Genomic DNA, 18,067 nt, shown 5'->3' on the forward strand with positions numbered 1-18,067 from the left:
GTGACTACTCCCGGCCCCGCCGCCGTCGCCGCTCATTTGCAGCCGGGCGGCGGGCGGCGGCGGCCTGGGCATTGGCCTCGATCACCCCAAAATCGGTGGGCTGGATCAGGCGGGTCAATCGGTGTGGGGCCTGGCGTTCCACGTACACGTAGGCGTTGCCGGGTCGCAGGTAGTAGCCGTAAACTTCCGCGTCCCCGATCAGGCTGTCGGGCAGGCGCTGGATCAGCACGCGTCCGCCGGTCAGGTGGACGTAGGAGCGTTCGGGGCCGCCGTTCTGCGACGCGGCGCGGGCACGCAGCCACAGCAGCAGGCCCACCGGATCGTGGTGGTCGGTGGTCAGGGGCGTGCTGGCCTCGTCCTTGCCCTGGCGCAGCGTGACCAGCCCTTCGCGGCGGTCGAAGATGGTCTCGAAGGCCGCTCGGCCGCGCCCGTCGCCCTCGGCGTAGCTCAGGCTGGTCAGCGTGCGCGGATCGAGACGGCTGGTCTGCACCCGGCGCAGGTCTGGCAGCATGCCGCTGAAATCGGTCTGGACCCGCACCACCACCGCGCCGCGCTCCGGGCTGACCGTCCACGCCTGTTCCCCGGCGTAGCGCCCCCCCAGCGTCAGCGTCAGGCTGAAGGCGTCGGCCTCCAGGCGGGGAAAGCTGCCCGGCTGCGCCACTCCGGACTGAATTACTTCAGCGCCTGCCAGAAGCTCTCACCCGGCCCGGTCCACGTCGCGCCCAGCGCTTCGGCAGCCGTCGCGCCGATGTCGGCGAAGGTGGCACGCTCGCCCAGATCGACGCCGCCATCCATGCCCGGCCGGTACGCCAGCAGCAGCCCGTACTCGCGGGTGTGGTCGGTCCCCGTCCAGGTGGGATCGTTGCCGTGATCGCTGGTGATGATCAGCGCTCCGTCCTGGGGCACGCTCGCCATAATTTCAGGCAGCGCCGCGTCGAATTCGGCCAAGCAGTTGCTGTAGCCGGCCGGATCGCGGCGGTGGCCGAACTTGGAGTCGAAGTCCACCAGATTGGTAAAAATCAGCCCCGAGGTGCCGTCCTGGCCCGCCTGTTTCATGCGGTCAATCGTCTTGCGGAGGCCGTCGGCGTTGCTGTCGGTGTGGATTTCCTCGGTAAAGCCCTGGTGGGCGTAGATGTCGGGAATCTTGCCGATGCCGATCACCGCCTCGCCCGCGTCCTTGACGGCGTCCAGCACCGTGGGCGGCGGCGTCAGGCTGAAGTCGCGGCGGTGTTCGTTGGCGCGCTCGAAGGGCCACTCGCCCCGGAAAGGCCGGGCGATCACGCGGGCCACGGCGTACGGGCCGTGCAGCAGGGCGCGGGCGGCCTCGCACCACGCGTACAGCGTCTCCAGCGGCACCACGTCCTCGTGCGCGGCGATCTGGAACACGCTGTCGCCGCTGGTGTACACGATGGGATCGCCGGTTTCCAGGTGCTCCCGGCCGTAGTCGCGGATCACTTCCGTGCCGCTGTACGGTTTGTTGCACAGGTGGCCGTGGCCGGTGGCGGCGTCGAAGGGGTCCATCACGGTCGGCGGGAAGCCGTCGGGGAAGATCTGGAAGGCGTGTTCCAGCTGCACGCCCATGAATTCCCAGTGCCCGGTGGAGGTGTCCTTGCCGGGGCTGACCTCGCGCAGCCGCCCGTAGGCGCCCTCGGCCGGCACGTCCGGCACGGTCTCGGGCGAGGTGTGGACCGTGGGCACGCGGCCCAGCCCCAGCCGCGCCAGGTTGGGAAGCCGCACGGGTGCGGCCTCCAGCGTGTGGTTGATGGTGTGGGACCCCACGTCCCCGAACGCCTGCGCGTCGGGCAGCTCGCCCGCCCCCACGGAATCCAGCACGATAATGGTCAGCAACATGCGCTTCAGTGTAAGGCGTGGTCGCCTGTGGGCAGGGGGTTGATGGATGGACCTTGAAGGCCGGTGGGCCGGGGCCGGGCGGGCCGCCGCAAATCCCCCTTCTCTCACGGCCTTCAAACCCGCTGCGTGGTACGCTGCCCGCGTGACCGCGCCCGCCCCACACACCCCGAGTTCTCCGGCCACGACGCCGGTTTCCGCCGAGGCACAGCTTCAGGTGCGGCCCGATCTGGTGGCGCGCGGCCTGAGCAAAGCCTACGGGCGGCGGGCGGTGGTGCGGGACGTGGACTTCACGGTGCGGCCCGGCGAGATCGTGGCGCTGTTCGGCCCCAACGGGGCAGGCAAGACCACCACCTTCTATATGCTGGTGGGCTTTATCCGTCCGGGCGGCGGCACCATCACCCTGGGCGACCGCGACGTGACCCGCCTGCCCATGCACGAGCGCGCCCGCATGGGCCTGGGCTACCTGCCGCAGGAACCCAGCGCCTTTCGCAAGCTCTCGGCCCGCGACAACCTGCTGGCGATCTTGGAGTACCAGAACCTGTCAAAAGCCGAGCAGCTCGAGCGCGCCGACGCGCTGCTGGCCGAGTTCGGCCTGAGCCATCTGGCAGACAGCTTCGCCTACCAGCTGTCGGGCGGGGAGCGCCGCCGCCTGGAACTGGCCCGCGCCCTGACCACCGATCCGGACTACCTGCTGCTGGACGAGCCGTTTACCGGGGTAGACCCCAAGAGCATCCGCGAGATTCAGCGGCTGATCCGCGAGCTGCGCGACCGCCGGGGCATCGGCGTGTTCATCACCGATCACAACGTCCGCGAGACCATCGCCCTGACGGACCGCGTCTACCTGATGTTCGACGGTCAGGTCAAGTTCGAGGGCACGCCCCAGGAGTTCGCGCGGGACACGCACGCCCGCAACGACTACCTGGGCGACGACTTTGAGCTGTAGCGGGAGGCATTGAGGCGTGCTGTGGCTGTTTCTGCCCTTCGTGGTGGTGTTGTCGGGCGTGGTGGCCTACGCGGCCGACACCATTGCCCGCAAGGCCGGGCGCAAGCACATCCGCCTCTTCGGGCTGCGGCCCAAAACCACGGCGCTGCTGGTCGCGGTGGCGTCGGGCATGGCGATCAGCGCGGCCAGTCTGGCGGCCTTCTTGCTGCTTAACCGGAGCGCCGTGGCCACCATTGCCGAGGCCGATCAGCTGCGCCCACGCATCGAGTCGCTGCGCCAGGAGGTGGGCGCGGTGCAGGGTGAGCTGAAGTCGGTGCAGCGGGAGCGCGATCAGGCGCAGCGCGAGGCGGACCAGTCGGCAAAATTGCAGGCCCAGGCCGAGGCCAGCCTGAAGACGATTCGCAGTCAGCTGAACACCACGCGGGCCGCCGAAAAGACCCTGCGTGAGGAGACCAGAACCCTGCAGGGGCAGGTCGACGAGCAGACCGCCACCCTGAAGACCCTGGAGGCCCGCGCCGCCGAGAACCGTCAGAAGCTCGCGGCCTCCGAAAAGGCCCTGAAAGCCAGCCGGGCCCGCGCGCAGATACTGGACAGTCAGGTGGTGGAACTCAACACCCGCGTCGCCCTGGCCGAACAGGAGGCGCAGTCGGCCCAGGAGCGCGCGGATGGGGCGCAGGCCACGGCGCAGGCGCAGCAGGACCGGGCGGCGGCGGCGCAGGCCAGTGCCCGGGCCGAGCAGGACAAGGCCGTGGCCGCCCAGGCACAGGCCCGGAAGCAGGTGCAGGCCGCGCAGGCCCAGGCCGAGCAGCAGGTGGCGGCGGCCCAGGCCAGCGTGCAGCAGGCGCGGCAAAGCGCCGCCGCGCAGATCAGGGCCGCCGGGAGGCAGGTCACGGACCTCAAGGCCCAGGTGGCCACCCTGGAACAGTCCCGTCAGCAGGCGGCCAACGCCCTGACCGTGGCGCTGGCCGCCGCCAGCGCCGCCAAACAGCAGCAGCAGGCCGCCCAGCAGGCCCGCGATCAGCTCACGGCGCAGCGCGACGCCCTGACAGCCCAGCGCGACAAGCTGGTGGCCGATCAGGCCCGGCTGGTCCGGGAGCGCGATCAGGCGGCGCGGGAGCGCACCCAGGCCACGGCGGACCGCGACAAGGTCCGCCGGGACCTGACGGCCCTGCAGCAGCAGCAGCGCCAGCTGCAGGCCAGCAACGACGAACTCAAGAACAGCAACGACTCGCTGGCCCGCGCCCTGGCCGACGCCCGCGCCAGCCTGGGCAAGCTGCAGGACGAGAACCTGTCCAGCCGCACCGAACTGAGCGCCAGCCGCAACACCGATCTGGCCTATCCCAAAAACGAGCTGGTCTACGCCGCCGTGGTGCCGGGCGTGCGCAACCTGGACCAGTTTCTGAAGGACGCGGCGGGGGCGGCCCAGGCGCGCGGCGCCCGCGGCACGGCCAGTTCCCCCAGCGCCCGCCTGAGCGGCAGCGCCCGCACCGCGCTGGAGACCAAGCTGCGCGGCCTGAACGCCAGCACCTTCGTGCAGTGCCGCGCTGCCCAGAACGCCGCCGTGGGCTTTCCGGTGGACCTGAGCTGCGACGCCCGCCCCAACACCGTGCTGTACCGCGGGGGCGAGATCATCCGGCGCGTCAACGTCACGCTGAGCAGCGACCCGCGCGTTCTTCAGGACCAGATCAACGACCTGGTGCGCGACGCCGTGACCGACATCACCACGCGCGGCGTGCCCAGCGAGTACATCCTGAACAAGGGGCTGGACGTGTCCGAGCTGGTGACCCTGCTGGAGCGCCTGGGCCGGCGCACCGGCACCACCGCCGTAGTGGGCGTGGCCGCGCGGGACGACGTGAGGCCCAGCATGCGGGTGGACCTGTACCCGGTGCTGCCGTAAGCAGAAAAAAGCCCTCTCCGGGGGGAGAGGGTCGGGCGAGGGAACGGCTCAGCTGCCGCCGGACACCAGAATCTCCACGCTCTTGAGTTCGTCTGCCGCTTTCCCGACAACCGGACCCCGACCGTCGTCGTTGCGGGTCAGTTGGTCCAGCACATCCTGGCCCGCGATGACCCGGCCAAAGACCGTGTACTGCCCGCTCAGGAAGTCGGCGGGGGCCACGGTGATGAAAAACTGGCTGCCCTGCGAATCCAGGCTGGCGGCCCGCGCCATGCCCAGCACGCCCGCCGCGTCGAACTTCAGCCCGTTGGCCGGTTCCGCCGAGAAGCTGTAGCCGGGGCCGCCGGTGCCCCAGCTGCTCTTCTGCGCCGGGTCTGCGCTCAGTGGATCGCCGCCCTGCGCCATGAAGCCGTCGATCACCCGGTGAAACCGCGTGCCGTCGTAGAAGTGGTTCAGCGCCAGGAACACGAAGTTGTTGACCGCCTTGGGCGCGGCCTTGGCGTTCAGTTCCACGGTGATGTCGCCCTTTTCAGTCTTCAGCACGGCGCGGTAGATCTTGGCCGGATCGACGACCTGCGCGGCCTTCTCGAAGGTCCGGACCGGCTGCTCGCTCAGCGGCTTGACGGGGGTGAAGGTGGGTGCGGGGGGGACCGGGGGCGGCGGGGTCTGGGCCTGGGTGGCCGGGGCGCAGGCCACCAGCATCAGCAACGCGGCGGACAGGACCAGGGCGGCGGGTCTGGTGGGGTTCATGGGGGCCAGTATTCCAGGCTTTGATGGGAGAACGGGGAGAGCCTCAGTCCAGGAGGTTCAGTCCAGCGGCAGGCTGGTGGTGTACTTCTCCTGCTTGACCAGAATGGTGCTGGCGGTGTTGCGCACGCCGGGAATGGCGGCCAGCGTGTTGACCAGAAAGTGCTGATAGGCGTCCAGGTCAGGCACGCTGACCTTCAGCAGGTAGTCGATGTCGCCCAGGCACAGGTAGCATTCCAGCACCTCGGGGCGGGCCTGCATCTGCGCGGCGAAGTCGTTGAAGCCCTGGCGGGTCTGCTTGTCCAGCGTGACGCGCACCAGCACCAGCAGGTCGCGCCCCACCTTCTTGTGATCCAGCAGGGCCACGTAGCGCTGAATGATGCCCTCCTCCTCCAGCCGACGCACGCGGCGCAGTGTCGGCGCGGGCGTCAGGCCGATCTCGTCGGCCAGTTCGGTGTTGGGCAGCCGGGCGTCGCGCTGCAGGATGGTCAGAATCTGCTTGTCCGTCGAGTCGAGGGTGTTTTGAGACATCTTGCGTCCCATCTTCGCACATGGGCGCAATAGAATTGCTGTAAGCCCCCCTTAAAGCCGCTTTCCAGCAATCCAAAACGGTGGCAAAGTTGCTAGGATGCGCCGTTCGAGCGTTTTTCATTCCAGCACTTTTCAGTACTTTTCTGGCCCCCCGAGCGGCCCAGGAGGATTCCCATGCAGATCGGACTTCCCAAAGAAATCAAGGTCAAGGAAAACCGCGTCGCCCTCACGCCGGGCGGGGTGGGCACGCTGGTGCGGCGCGGCCACAGCGTCGTCGTTCAGGAGGGCGCAGGGGTGGGCAGCGGCCTGCGCGACCAGGAATACATCGACGCGGGCGCCACCATTGGCAGCGCCGAGGACGCCTGGGCCGCCGAGATGGTGGTCAAGGTCAAGGAGCCCATTGCCGCCGAGTACAAGTATTTGCGCGATGACCTGCTGCTGTTCACCTACCTGCACCTGGCCGCCGACCGGCCACTGACCGAGGCGCTGCTCGCGGCGGGCACCACTGGCGTGGCCTACGAGACCGTACAGGCCGAGGATCTCAGTCTGCCGTTGCTGACCCCCATGAGCGAGGTGGCGGGCCGCCTGAGCGTGCAGGCCGGGGCGTACCACCTGCAGAAGCCGGTGGGCGGGCGCGGCGTGCTGCTGGGCGGCGTGCCCGGCGTGCAGCCGGGACATGTGGTGATTCTGGGCGGCGGCGTGGTGGGCACCAACGCGGCCAAGATGGCGATGGGCCTGGGCGCGCGGGTCACCATCCTGGACGTCAGCCACCGCCGACTGACCTACCTGGACGACGTGTTCTTTGGCCGCCTGCGCACCATGATGAGCAGTGAGGGCAACATCCGCGCCCTGCTGCCCGAGACTGACCTGCTGATCGGGGCCGTGCTGATTCCCGGCGCCAAGGCCCCGCATCTGGTCACCCGTGACATGCTGGGCCTGATGCAGGAGGGCAGCGTGATCGCCGACGTGGCGGTGGATCAGGGCGGTTGCGTGGAGACCATTCACGCCACCACCCACGACGATCCCACCTACGTGGAAGGCGGCGTGGTGCATTACGGCGTCGCCAACATGCCGGGGGCCGTGCCGCGCACCAGCACCTTCGCCCTGACCAACGCCACTTTCCCCTACGTCCAGCTGCTGGCCGATCACGGCCTCGACGTGCTGCGCGGTCATGCGGCGCTGCAACTGGGCGTCAACACCCACCGGGGCCAGCTGACCTACCAGGGCGTGGCCGACGCCTTCGGCCTGCCGTATGTCCAGACTGAGGAAGCCCTGGGCCGGTGGAGCGCCCAGGCGCAGTAGTCCCAGCCCACAGGGTCAATCCTGGGGGTGAACGGAGCGGAGGCTCCCGGCCACACCCCTGAGAAGAGAGGGCTACAGTGAACTCTGTGACCCGTCCCCGATCCGGCGACTATCCGCCCTTCTACGCCCGCTACGCTGGCCTCGCGCCCGAGGATGACGTGGTGGGCGCGATGCTGGCGCAGGCCCCGCTGACCCGCGCCGCGATTCTGAGTTTCGCGGAGCGCCCCGACTTCCGCTACGCCCCCGACAAGTGGAGCGTGAAGGGGGTGATGGGTCACATGGCCGACACCGAGCGTGTGTTCGGCTTCCGGGCGCTGTGGTTTGCCCGCGCCGATCCCTCGCCTCTGCCCGGCTTCGAGCAGGACGGCTGGATGGCCGCCAGCGACTTTGAGGCGCAACCGCTGGAAGCCCTGCTGGCCGGCTTCGAGGCCGCCCGCACCAGCAACCTGCACCTGCTGCGCCAGCTTGCGCCGGAGGCCTGGGAACGGCGTGGGCAGGCCAGCGGGCATGACTTCACGGTGCGGGCCTACGCCCACCTGTTGCTGGGCCACGAGCGGGCGCACCTTCAGATTCTGGCCGAGCGGTATACTTGACCCCGTCGTTCCTGAGACAACAGTCGCATCAATTTCTGGCCCTGACCGTCGTGGTTGGGGCCAGTTCTGTTTCTCAGACGCTGAACAAGGAGGCCCCATGAACCCCACCCGCACCGTCCTGCGCCGCATCCACGCCCTGATTCCCATGACCGGCGAACGCCTGTCGCCCACGCCGCCGCTGTCCGACGCCGCCCTGGTATTGGAGGGCCAGCAGATCGTCTGGGTGGGGCTGGATTCGCAGTTGCCCGCTGAACTGCTGGGCGGCGCGACCGTGCGTGACCTGAGCGGCCACGTCGTCCTGCCCGGTCTGGTCAACACCCACCACCACCTGTACCAGACGCTCACCCGCTGTCTGGCGGTGGATTCCGGGCTGTTCGACTGGCTCAAGACCCTGTACCCCATCTGGCTGAACCTGACCCCCGAGGCCGCCTACGACAGCGCCCAACTGGGGCTGGCGGAACTGGCACTGAGCGGCTGCACCACGTCCTCGGATCACCTGTACCTGTACCCCAACGGCGTGACGCTGGACGACACCATCCGCGCGGCGGGTGACCTGGGCCTGCGCTTTCATGCCACGCGCGGCAGCATGAGCCTGGGCGAGTCCCAGGGCGGCCTGCCGCCAGACCGCGCGGTGGAGCGCGAGGACGCCATCCTGGCCGATTCGGCGCGGCTGATCGACACCTTCCACGATCCGGCCCGCCTTGCCATGACGCGCATTGCCCTGGCCCCCTGCTCGCCGTTCTCGGTGACCGGTGACCTGATGCGGGAGAGTGCCGTGCTGGCCCGCGAGAAAGGGGTGATGCTGCACACCCATCTGGCCGAGACCGCCGACGAGGACGCCTTCTGCCTGTCCAAGTTCGGCCTGCGCCCGCTGGACTACGCCGAGTCGCTGGGCTGGACGGGGCCGGACGTGTGGTTCGCTCACGGCGTGCATTTCAGCGCGGGGGATGCCGTGCGCTTGGGCGCCTGCGGCTGCGGCGTGGCGCACTGCCCCAGCAGCAACATGCGGCTGGCCAGCGGCATTGCGCCCACCCGCACGCTGCTGGAGGCCGGGGTGCGGGTGGCGCTGGGCGTGGACGGCAGCGCCAGCAACGACGGCTCGCACCTGCTGGCCGAGGCGCGGCAGGCGCTGCTGAGTTCGCGGGTGCGCGGCGTGCCGGGACAGGCTCCCAACGCAGCAGACGCCCTGACCGCCCACGACGCGCTGTGGCTGGCGACACGCGGCGGGGCGTCGGTGCTGAACCTGGACGACATCGGGCAGCTCGCGCCGGGCTTCGCCGCCGACGTGATCGCCATTGACCTGCGCGATCTGGGGTATTCGGGGGCACGGCACGATCCGCTGGCCGCCCTGACCCTGTGCGCGCCGCCGCGTGTGGCCCTGAACATCGTGAACGGGCGCGTGATCGTGGATGGGGGAGAGGTGCTGGGCGTGGAACTGCCCGCGCTGGTGGAGCGCCACGACGCCCACAGCCGCCGGATGATCGGAGGTTAACCCAGCGTTTGCTTACGGGCCAGCCGAGCTTTTGCCATTTGGTACGCCTCATCGAGCAGGGGGCCGAGCCTGTCAAATGTCGCGGTGCTGGGATTCAACACGCAGACCCAGTGGGCGCCGGCATACACCGGGTGCGGCATCAGGGTGTCCAGCGCGGTGAACGCCTGCGGCTGTTCTCCAGCAAACAGCTGCTGAAAGGTGGAGCGCCCCACCCCGATGTTCAGCCGGAAAACGCCGGGCCGGTTCAGGTCTGAGGCCGCATCATGGTCATCGCTGATCACGAGGGTGGCGAAGGGCCTGCGGTGATCGGCGGGCTGCCTGGCATCCGGCGGCGCGAAGAAGAACAGGGCCGACAGGGCCTCCGTGACCTCGGCGTGGTAGGGAGGCGCAGTCAGGTAGGTGGCAATTGCGGCGACATCTGGCGAGGTCATGACCTTAGCTTTCTTGAGATTCATGTGCAAATTCCGGGGCGAGCTCTTGGGCGGAGCTTCATTTTTCGCTAGTCCGAGGCGGGCAGCGTAGCCTGAACCGCATGAAACACATCCCCAGCCAAGAACTGACCGCCCGCCCCGCTCCCGAGGCCAATTTCACCGGACAGGTCTGGATGGAACGGCAGGCCGAGGGGGTGCTGCGTGTGACCTTCACCCCCGGCGCGCGGACGGCGTGGCACACGCACCCGCAAGGGCAAACATTGGTCGTCCTGAGCGGCGTGGGCCGGGTGCAGAAGCGCGGCGAGGCGGCCCTGACCATGACCGCCGGGGACGTGGTGCAGATTGACGCGGGCGAGGAACACTGGCACGGCGCGGCCCCCGATTCGCTGATGCAACACCTCGCCATCAACGCGGGCGAAACGGTGTGGATGGCGAAGGTGACGGACGCGGAATACGGTGGCTAGAGCTTCAACGCCGCCCGCACCTGTGCCACCCGCGCCGCCACACCACCCTGCACTTCCAGGAATGGGATGCCCCTGGTCCCCAGCTCCTGCCGAATAAAGCCCTGCTGCACGGTGCGAACTGCCGCGTTGGCCCGCCAGCCGTCCTGCTCGTGGGCCAGATCGTCGGCGCACAGGACGGTGTGGGCGTAGCGGGCGCGGCAGGCATCGGCCAGCGCGTGCAGTTCGGGTAGGGCCGTGCCGGTCAGCAGGTAAGACCACATCAGCGTGGTGGCGGCATTGGTGTCGCAGAAGACCCAGCGATTAACGCCAGGGGTGCGGGCGGCCTCATCCTCCAGCGCGCGGTGGCCCAGGGCGATTTCCAGAAAGTGTTCGGGCGACAGGTGGCCGTCCTCGCGCTCGTACACGTCGCGGCCATACTCGCGGGCGGACGTGGTGCCGCAGCTTTTGGCCAGCGCCCGTGTCAGCGTGCTTTTGCCGGTGCTTTCCGCGCCCAGCAGCACGACCCTCTGCACGAAATGGGCGTAAATGGCGGGATCGAGAAACTGACGGTGGGTATGAATGTCGGCCCTGAGCCGCGTGCCGCTAATCGGCACCGCCGTCCGCGCCGCATCCACACACACATGCGCCGCGCCCAGTTCCGCCGCCAGCGCGTCGCCGTAGCCCTCGCTGGTGTACACGGCGTCGGGGTGAATCCCCCAACCGTCCAGAACGCGGCGGACGTAGGCCCGGTGAACGGCATCCGGCTCGTCGTTCATCGGCGGATTGGGCGCGTCGGGCAGCAACTCCAGACCTGGAAACAGCCGGGCAGGAAACAGTTCGCGGATCCAGCCCCGGCGCAGCGGCGAGGGCATGTGCGGAAAGTCCGGGCGGCTGTAGACCCACACGCTGACCCGTTCGCATTCGGCCAGCGCCCGCTCCAGCAGCCGCATGTGGCCCTTGTGGAAAGGAGCGAACTTGCCGACGATCAGGGCGTGTCTGAATCTTGATGTGGAGTCAGGCAAAGGCCACTTCCCGCGCCTCGTCCTGTCGCCACTGTTTCCAGCCGTAGAGGCTCATGGCCGCCAGAATGAATTGCAGACCGAACAGCACCCAGTACCCCGTGTGCCAGAAGTACACGGCCTGCACGGCATTGACCACCACCCACACCGGCCAAGCCCAGGCCCAGCGGCGCGTCGTGGCGAAGTTGGCGACTAAAGCCAGCGTGACCGCCGCGAACTGCACGCCGTTCCACACGTCGGCAAAGTCGGTCAGAACCACCGTGTACGCGAAGATCAGCAGGCTGGCGGCCCAGGTCACGCCGTACCATCCGGCCTCGTTGAAGCGAATCTCGCCGCGTGCGCGCCGGGCCTCCAGATGCCACAGGTACAGGCCGTGAATGCCGAACAGCAGGTAGGTGACCTGCAACCCCGCCAGCATCCACTGCCCACCCGCCAGGAACAGCAGGAAGTACGGCAGCAGCGAGGCGTTGCTCCAGTGCCAGTACGTGCTGGCCTTGCCCCACAGGTAATACAGGCTGACCAGGACGCACAGGCCGCCCGCCAGATCAAGGGCGAGGGGCGGAAGGGTGAGGCCGAGAATGTTCATAAATGCTCCTCAAAGGAACTGGGCTGTGCCAGAGCGGAAAGAGTGTCGTCCGTAGATTGCGGGCATGTCGGCAGCGGTCTTTCTGGCTCTCCTGGCCCTGTTCTGGGCCGTCTTGTTGCTGCTCAGCCGGGGAAAGGTGGGGAAATCTGTCGCGGGGCGGCGTGGTTCCCCGCGCTCTGAGGGCCTGCCTTCACCTTCACAGGAGGAGTTCTGGCTGCAAAAACTGCTGACCGTGACCCGGAACAATCGTGGAGCCATTGAGCGCGGCGTGACGGCCAAGCGACGCAATTTCCCCCACGCCAGCCGGGCCGAACTGCTGGAGCGTGTGCATACCGACTACATGCGAGACCTACGCTAGACGGGGTCAATCGATCTCCCCTCCAATCCTCGTCAGCGCACCCATCTGCCGCGCCAGTGCCGTGAGTTTCCAGTCGCTGTCCTCCCGCACCAGCACCCCCAGTTGCCCCAATCCAAGCAGCGCCGCCGCGAATTCCTGCCGGGACAGGCCCGCCACCGTCGCTGTTGTGCCTGCGGGAAGACGATCCTCGAACGGCTCTATCGGGTCAAGCAAATCGAACAGGCCCACAAACACATGCGTTTCGCGGTCCGACAGCTCCCCAATAATCCGCAGCGTCTGAAACTTGTCGGGCGCGGGTGGCGGGAAATTCAGCAGGCAGCCGGCCAGGGCGCGGGCGATGAAGCGCAGTTTGGCCTCCGACTCGGCCACCTCTGCCGTGCGTACCGCCTGAACCACGTTGGCCCGGAAGGCCTCCGAGCGCAGGTAGGCGTGATCCACGCTGTCCGCGTAGGCCCCGGCCAGCGAGCGGAATTCGGCCTCCAGATGCCGGGCGAGGCGGGCGGCCTGTTCGGGGTTGGCCGAAGCGAACCACGTTTTGAATGATTCGGACGGCAACCCTAAAGGTTCGAGGGTGTGCAGGGCGGGGAGGAGGGGGGTGAGGGCGTTCACAAGTGTTTCAGTTCGCGTGTAATTCCTCCCAAGGCAGCTTCAATTCCTCCCTCGGGAAAAGGTATATAAACCCATCCGGCAATGTTGGTGGGTATATTTACGCCCTCTTCGTGTAAAAGGCAAACCCTATCTGGCCCATACTTTCCCTGAAAATAGCCAAGCTCGTGAATGACGTTCTCTCTGGCTCTTATCTGTTCATCGGTAGTCAGGTCATCTCCAGTCATTATTATAATTGCGTAGCCGCAACTATCTGACTCGTCGACGAGTTTCTGAAAGATTGTCCTGCCCTTATTTGCCTCTTGGGCCAATTCAAGAGTTGGAATCTCTAGAGTACGCTCGACGTACTCCTGAACTTTTCGCCAATCTTCTTTTCTTCCATGAGATATAAATACTTTTTTCGGGAGAGGGGAGATGGACGTATTTTTTGAATTGAGTGTTGACCAGAAATCAAGAAAAGCTTTAGTCTCTACTTCTATTGATTTTATTCCCTCCGACTTAGCGTAAGAGCCATACTCCGTATGCTTAGTTTGCGGGAGAGTAATTCCAGGCATGAATGAGAAAATATGAGGAAATACTTCTTGAAGATCAGGCCTCAGTTCGGAGTATTTAAGCGCAACAGCGAATAGAGATATATCTGATTTATCGTCTGTTTCCGAAATTGATCTGTAGACGCTTGCGATATATGCAAGAGCTGATTTTGTATCCATATTACCCACGCCCCCGAATCTCCTCCAGTGAATCCCGCACCAGCAACTCTCCATCCCTGTACACCGTCCGCATCAACGAACCGGGAAAATCCGTGTCGAAGGTGTAATAGGCGCGCGTGGTCATGCGGCCATTTTCCATGACCAGGTCCAGCACGCCATCCTTGCTGCGCTTGCCGGGATCGGTCACGGGATCCTTGTAGATGCCCCGGTACGCACCGTCGATCAGGCCCGCGCTGGCCTTGTAGGCAAAACGCTGGGTGTCGCGGTCTACCTTTTGCAGCAGCGCCCCGCCCATGCCGAAGGTGACGTTCTCGGCGGAAAAGCCGTCGATCAGCAGGTTTTGCAGAATCTGGGTGATGGTCTGCTCGTCAATGCCGTCGCCCTGAATCACGCGCACATGGTTGAGCACCTGATAGCCCTTGCCGTTCACTGTGGTGCCGAATTTGGCGGCCAGGGCGCGCACCGCCAGCCTGACCATTGCAGGCGGCTCGCCGCTGTCGGGGCGCACCACCAGCGTGCCGCCGCTGTCGATGACCATCTGACGCAGCGTTTCGCCCCAGTGGGTGTTGATGGCGTATTTCAGGTCATACGAGTCGCTGACCACCGAGTACAGCCCGCCCGGCTTGCCGAACTGCGCCACCAGATTGCGGTAGGCATCCACCTCATGCTCCTTGCCCCAGCTGGTAATCGTGCTGTGTTCGGCGGCGGGGATGGAAAAGCCCGCGATGTCGGCGTCGTAGTGGTTGCGGGCCACCCGCAGCGCTTCCAGGGTGTCGCTGCCCTGAAAGTTGACCAGATGCGCCAGGGCGCCCAGGCCCGCGCTCTCGCGGCTGCTCACGCCCCGGCTGCCGAAGTCGTGCAGTTTGAAGGGCAGTTCCGTCGCCGGGTTGTCGCAGGTTTCCTCCAGCGCCTTGCCGATGATCTGGCGGATGTGCCAGCTCTGCGTGCAGACGGTAGTCGGATACCACACCCGCATCAGCATGGTCTCGAACCAGCCCACCAGCCACGGCAGCTCGGGATCGGTGTTGGTCACGCTCATCAGGACGTTGTGGATGGGCACCAGCGTCCCCTCGGGCACGGCCCGCACCTCCAGCGGGAGCCGCCCGCCGTGGACGTTGACCACCCGCATCCAGCCGTCGTAGGGGAACGGTTCGCCGTGCGGTTCGATCACGCTGCGGGCTTCCTCCACCATCTCGGCGGTGATGCGGCGCGTCAGGTACCGGTCCAGCAGGTATTGCAGTCCAAAAAAGCGCGTAACTGGGTAGCGCCCGCCGCGCGATTCCAGGTACGAGAACAGCCGGGTGGTGCCGGGGGGGTACTGCAGGAAGTGGCTGCTCTTGTAGCTGTCGGTGTCCAGAATCAGGTTCTCGTCGCTCAGGTGGGGGAGGGGGGCCGTGCGGGTGGTAGGGGTCATCGTGGAGCCTCCTGTGGTCTTGCCTTCTGGCGCTCATAATCCAAAATCAGACTATGAGTAATATGATAAAAGTGACTCTCCGCTCTTGGTTTTGTGGGCTACAGCTGTCTCTGCTGCAGTACCCACTCCGCCTTTGCGGCAAGACTGTGAATGGCTGGGGCCGGGAGTGACTGTGCCAGGGAGCAGGTATGGGACTTGACCCTCGCCTTAGCGCCAACGTCCTGGAGGGGCAAGCGAAGCGTCGGTCAGGCGGAGCGGGCGGTCCTGACCAGTCTCACCCACCGCCACCACCTGAAGGCTGACCGGTACCTTCGCTTCCCGCTGGATGCACAGCCCACGGTGCTGATTGCAGGTGAACAGGCGGGCGCTCAAGCTGGCTGGGTACAGGCCCGGCCGGGTCCCCGGCGGCACCCGCACCTGCAGGCTCAGGGGCCGCACACGGCCGTAATACTCGCGGTACTTCGCGTCGAGATGCGGCGGGCCATTGACGGCTCCGCTGACCTGTCCCCAGGGGGTGGTGAGCCGCACGGTGTTGGGGGCGTCCCGGTTCACCAGCAGGTCACGCAACCCGAAGATCACGCTCAGGGTGGCGGTCTGTCCGGCCGGCGCTGCGGCCTGAGCGGTGCCCACCGCCTGCGCCGCGCCCACGGCCAGCAGCAGGCACAGGGACAGGGGGCGGGCAAGGTGTCTCACGGGCCGCAGCATAGCGCCGACGGCAACAAGGCCACCGACGATTTCGCGGTGGCCTCGGGGCGGGGCTGAGTCTTGCCCTGAACTACTTCTTCAGCGCGTTCTGCAAACCTTCCAGCGTCATGTGATGCGCGTTCCACTCCACGGCATTGCTCAGGCTCTGGGCGTGCGGCAGATCGTCAGTCAGGGCGCGTTTGGTGCCTTCCAGCGCTTTCGGGGACAGGGCCACCAGCTGGGCGGCCAGTTCCTCGGCCCGCCGGAACAACTCGTCGGGCGTGTCCATCACCTCGGTGACCAGGCCCCAGATCTCGGCAGTCTCGGCGTCGATGGGTTCGCCGGTCAGCGCCAGATGCGCGGTGCGCCCGCGTCCGATCAGGTGCGGCAGGCGCTGCAACCCGCCCAGATCGGCGGCAATGCCCAGCTTGACTTCCGGCAGGCTGAAGCGGGCGTCGCTGCTGCACAGCCGGATATCCGCCCCGCTGATCAGCTCCAGCCCCGCGCCGATGCACCAGCCGTGCACAGCGGCGATCACCGGAATGGGCAGTGCGGCCAGCCCCTCGGTGGCGGCGTGCATCTCGGCCACCACGGCCTTGAACCCCACCACGTCACCCAGCACCGGCCCGATCTGGCCCGCGTTGGTCTTCACGTCCAGCCCGGCGCTGAAGATTTTCTCGCCGCGCACGATCAGCACGCGGGCGTCCCCCAGTTCGGCCAGCGCCTGCGGCATCTCGCGCCAGAAGTCCGGCCCCATGCTGCCCATCTTGGCGCTGAGGGTCAGGGTGGCCACCTCGCCCTGCCGCGACAGGCGAACGGTTTGATACGTCATGCCCGGCAGTGTAGCGCCTGCGGTTGAACCGGGTTCAGGATCAGGCGTGCTTGACATTTTTGCGGCCACGGAATATATTGAGCGTTCTGGCTTGAAAGAGCCATGCTGTGCAGACCACGATGTACATATGCACTTGAGGGCGACGTCCACCTCCGGGAACCTTAAAAACGGACGTGCGAACAGAGGAGCGGGGAGAGACCCGTGAGCTTTGAACTTCAAAAAAGAGGGAGCCTTGCGAGGCTCTCTTTTTTATGGCTGTGGTGGCGTGCAGCTCAGCCCTCCCCTGGCCTCTGGCCGAAGCACAGTGGCGCGTGGCCAGGCACGGCTTTGGCGGCGAATTCCTTCAGGCCCAACCGATCTGGCGCTTCCAGGTGGTACCGGAAGTTCCACAGGTAGTGCTGCACCACCCGCTCGGGCAGCCCCAGTTTGGCCGCGTGCCGCCCCGCCACGTCGGCCAAGTGCCCGATGCCCTCCCGGCGGGCCACGCGCATGGCCTGCACCAGCTCTGGCGGGGGCGGGCGATTCTTGCGGTAGGCCCACACGGCGAACACGAAGGGGTGCCCGGTCAGACGAAACCAGTCCTCGGCCAGATCGGTGACCGTGATGCCGCGTCCGCTGTCCGGCAGCGTGGTCATAGTGCGCTCGTTGGTGAGTGGCCCCACCACGCGGTACCACTCGCGCAGGGCGCTGTCGCCAATTCGCAGCACGCCGTCGTAGCCCTGCTGGAGCAACTCCTCGGCCTCGCCCTCGGCGCGTTCCAGCACGGGGGAGAGGCCGCGCTCACGCAGCAGCACCTCCAGCAGCGCCACGCTCATGGCCGACTGCGCGGTTAGGGCGATCCGGCGCAGATCGGCCAGCGGACGGGTGTGGAACAGATTGACCGAGTACACCGGCCCCAGCACGCTGACGCTGAAATCCGGCAGTGCTTCCAGAATGTCGGCGTGGCGGATAAATTCCACCGCACTGATGTTGGCGATGTCCACCTCGCCCGCCAGCAGCGCCGCGTTCATCTGCGTCGGCACGCCGGTAATGGCACTGACGCCCGGCGGCAGGTCCAGCGAATCGAGAATCGGGGCGACGTTGGTGAAGTGAATCCATCCAGCTCGGTAGGTCATGGGGCGCTCCGCGTCGGTCTAAGGGTCTGAGGGTCTAAAGGTCTGAGGGATGGGGGATCGCCTGCCCCTAGACCTTTAGTCTGTTTGACCCTCAGACCACGAGCGCAGCGAGTCTTCATGGCACCACCTGCACGCTCACCGCGTGCCATTCGTCTGTCCGCCGGGCGTACACCCGCAGGAAGCTCTGGATGCGTTCACCGTCGGCGTACAACGTGCCGCGCGTGATGGCCGTGTCGCCGAACACGCGCGAGGCGTGGCGCTCGAAGACGAGGGTAGAGGGCGGGTTGCGGGCCATGCCGTCCAGCGCGTCCCGCTTGAAAACCACCTGACCGTCCGGGAAGAAGGCCAGCCAGTCGTCGGCCAGCACCTCTGCCATCTCCTGCGGGCTGCGGCGGTGATAGGCGGCGTTCCAGCGGTCATCCAGGAGCAGCACGGCGTCGAGATCCGCCTGGGAGGTGTCATTGAGCGGCAGCACGGTCAGGCTCCCAGGCGGCCAGAACAGGGGAGGGCACCGCG

The 18,067-nt window shown here is 66.8% G+C and carries 21 protein-coding genes; 7 read left to right on the forward strand and 14 right to left on the reverse strand.

Features of this window, described 5'->3' with window-relative positions; translation table 11 throughout:
- Positions 1-4 precede the first annotated feature (4 nt).
- Both FHR04_RS13785 and FHR04_RS13790 read right to left on the reverse strand, forming a co-directional pair.
- Positions 5-661 (reverse strand): hypothetical protein, encoded by a 657-nt coding sequence (locus FHR04_RS13785; RefSeq protein ID WP_139403940.1) that lies wholly within the window; start codon positions 659-661, stop codon positions 5-7.
- Positions 662-672: 11 nt separating this feature from the next.
- Entirely contained in the window at positions 673-1,851 is a 1,179-nt protein-coding gene (locus FHR04_RS13790) for a phosphopentomutase (RefSeq protein WP_139403941.1), read from the reverse strand.
- A 142-nt stretch (positions 1,852-1,993) separates the two neighbouring features.
- Here FHR04_RS13790 and lptB point away from each other — a divergent pair, with 142 nt between their 5' ends.
- On the forward strand, positions 1,994-2,794 hold the full coding sequence (lptB, locus tag FHR04_RS13795; protein WP_375782578.1) for an LPS export ABC transporter ATP-binding protein: 801 nt from the start codon (positions 1,994-1,996) through the stop codon (positions 2,792-2,794).
- Between the two features lie 16 nt (positions 2,795-2,810).
- Positions 2,811-4,691, forward strand: a complete 1,881-nt coding sequence (locus FHR04_RS13800; RefSeq protein WP_139403943.1) for a DUF3084 domain-containing protein — start codon at positions 2,811-2,813, stop codon at positions 4,689-4,691.
- 48 nt (positions 4,692-4,739) lie between these two features.
- On the opposite strand, the gene FHR04_RS13805 is transcribed toward FHR04_RS13800, so the two are convergent.
- Both FHR04_RS13805 and FHR04_RS13810 read right to left on the reverse strand, forming a co-directional pair.
- On the reverse strand, positions 4,740-5,438 hold the full coding sequence (locus tag FHR04_RS13805) for a peptidylprolyl isomerase (RefSeq protein WP_249039131.1): 699 nt from the start codon (positions 5,436-5,438) through the stop codon (positions 4,740-4,742).
- 57 nt (positions 5,439-5,495) lie between these two features.
- Positions 5,496-5,966, reverse strand: coding sequence for an Lrp/AsnC family transcriptional regulator (locus FHR04_RS13810; RefSeq protein ID WP_170213962.1), 471 nt, complete (start codon positions 5,964-5,966; stop codon positions 5,496-5,498).
- A gap of 174 nt (positions 5,967-6,140) precedes the next feature.
- Between FHR04_RS13810 and ald the strand changes: the two genes are divergently transcribed.
- The 3 genes from ald (at position 6,141) to FHR04_RS13825 (ending at position 9,353) form a co-directional block, all read left to right on the forward strand.
- Positions 6,141-7,268 (forward strand): alanine dehydrogenase, encoded by a 1,128-nt coding sequence (ald, locus tag FHR04_RS13815; protein WP_139403945.1) that lies wholly within the window; start codon positions 6,141-6,143, stop codon positions 7,266-7,268.
- An 86-nt stretch (positions 7,269-7,354) separates the two neighbouring features.
- On the forward strand, positions 7,355-7,861 hold the full coding sequence (locus tag FHR04_RS13820) for a DinB family protein (protein ID WP_139403946.1): 507 nt from the start codon (positions 7,355-7,357) through the stop codon (positions 7,859-7,861).
- Between the two features lie 97 nt (positions 7,862-7,958).
- Entirely contained in the window at positions 7,959-9,353 is a 1,395-nt protein-coding gene (locus FHR04_RS13825; RefSeq protein ID WP_211344202.1) for an 8-oxoguanine deaminase, read from the forward strand.
- Here FHR04_RS13825 and FHR04_RS13830 read toward each other — a convergent pair.
- Entirely contained in the window at positions 9,350-9,808 is a 459-nt protein-coding gene (locus tag FHR04_RS13830; protein WP_139403947.1) for a DUF6194 family protein, read from the reverse strand. The genes FHR04_RS13825 and FHR04_RS13830 overlap by 4 nt on opposite strands.
- A gap of 77 nt (positions 9,809-9,885) precedes the next feature.
- Between FHR04_RS13830 and FHR04_RS13835 the strand changes: the two genes are divergently transcribed.
- On the forward strand, positions 9,886-10,248 hold the full coding sequence (locus tag FHR04_RS13835) for a cupin domain-containing protein (RefSeq protein ID WP_139403948.1): 363 nt from the start codon (positions 9,886-9,888) through the stop codon (positions 10,246-10,248).
- On the opposite strand, the gene FHR04_RS13840 is transcribed toward FHR04_RS13835, so the two are convergent.
- Together FHR04_RS13840 and FHR04_RS13845 are read right to left on the reverse strand one after the other, a co-directional pair.
- Positions 10,245-11,249 carry an AAA family ATPase gene (locus FHR04_RS13840; RefSeq protein WP_139403949.1) on the reverse strand — a complete coding sequence of 335 codons (1,005 nt, stop codon included), beginning with the start codon at positions 11,247-11,249 and terminating at the stop codon, positions 10,245-10,247. The genes FHR04_RS13835 and FHR04_RS13840 overlap by 4 nt on opposite strands.
- Complete coding sequence (locus tag FHR04_RS13845) at positions 11,242-11,832, reverse strand: nicotinamide mononucleotide transporter family protein (protein ID WP_139403950.1); 591 nt, start codon at positions 11,830-11,832, stop codon at positions 11,242-11,244. The genes FHR04_RS13840 and FHR04_RS13845 overlap by 8 nt, the downstream gene beginning before the upstream one ends.
- 232 nt (positions 11,833-12,064) lie before the next feature.
- Here FHR04_RS13845 and FHR04_RS21600 point away from each other — a divergent pair, with 232 nt between their 5' ends.
- Complete coding sequence (locus FHR04_RS21600) at positions 12,065-12,190, forward strand: hypothetical protein (protein ID WP_260170199.1); 126 nt, start codon at positions 12,065-12,067, stop codon at positions 12,188-12,190.
- 6 nt (positions 12,191-12,196) lie between these two features.
- Here FHR04_RS21600 and FHR04_RS13850 read toward each other — a convergent pair whose 3' ends face one another.
- From FHR04_RS13850 to FHR04_RS13880, 7 genes are all read right to left on the reverse strand, one after another.
- Positions 12,197-12,799: a hypothetical protein gene (locus tag FHR04_RS13850; RefSeq protein WP_139403951.1), complete on the reverse strand. Its 603-nt coding sequence runs from the start codon at positions 12,797-12,799 to the stop codon at positions 12,197-12,199.
- Positions 12,796-13,506, reverse strand: a complete 711-nt coding sequence (locus FHR04_RS13855) for a TIR domain-containing protein (protein WP_139404009.1) — start codon at positions 13,504-13,506, stop codon at positions 12,796-12,798. The genes FHR04_RS13850 and FHR04_RS13855 overlap by 4 nt, the downstream gene beginning before the upstream one ends.
- A 1-nt stretch (position 13,507) precedes the next feature.
- Positions 13,508-14,920 (reverse strand): nicotinate phosphoribosyltransferase, encoded by a 1,413-nt coding sequence (locus tag FHR04_RS13860; protein ID WP_139403952.1) that lies wholly within the window; start codon positions 14,918-14,920, stop codon positions 13,508-13,510.
- A gap of 207 nt (positions 14,921-15,127) precedes the next feature.
- On the reverse strand, positions 15,128-15,613 hold the full coding sequence (locus FHR04_RS13865; protein ID WP_139403953.1) for a hypothetical protein: 486 nt from the start codon (positions 15,611-15,613) through the stop codon (positions 15,128-15,130).
- 82 nt (positions 15,614-15,695) lie between these two features.
- The gene (locus FHR04_RS13870; RefSeq protein ID WP_139403954.1) at positions 15,696-16,436 is read right to left on the reverse strand and encodes an enoyl-CoA hydratase-related protein; all 741 of its coding nucleotides are present in this window, start codon (positions 16,434-16,436) and stop codon (positions 15,696-15,698) included.
- Positions 16,437-16,708: 272 nt separating this feature from the next.
- On the reverse strand, positions 16,709-17,551 hold the full coding sequence (locus FHR04_RS13875; protein ID WP_139403955.1) for a menaquinone biosynthetic enzyme MqnA/MqnD family protein: 843 nt from the start codon (positions 17,549-17,551) through the stop codon (positions 16,709-16,711).
- Positions 17,552-17,666: 115 nt separating this feature from the next.
- Positions 17,667-18,026, reverse strand: a complete 360-nt coding sequence (locus FHR04_RS13880; RefSeq protein WP_245616384.1) for a nuclear transport factor 2 family protein — start codon at positions 18,024-18,026, stop codon at positions 17,667-17,669.
- Positions 18,027-18,067 lie beyond the last annotated feature (41 nt).

Source organism: Deinococcus radiopugnans ATCC 19172, assembly GCF_006335125.1.
In the GTDB taxonomy this organism is placed as follows: Bacteria; Deinococcota; Deinococci; order Deinococcales; family Deinococcaceae; genus Deinococcus; species Deinococcus radiopugnans.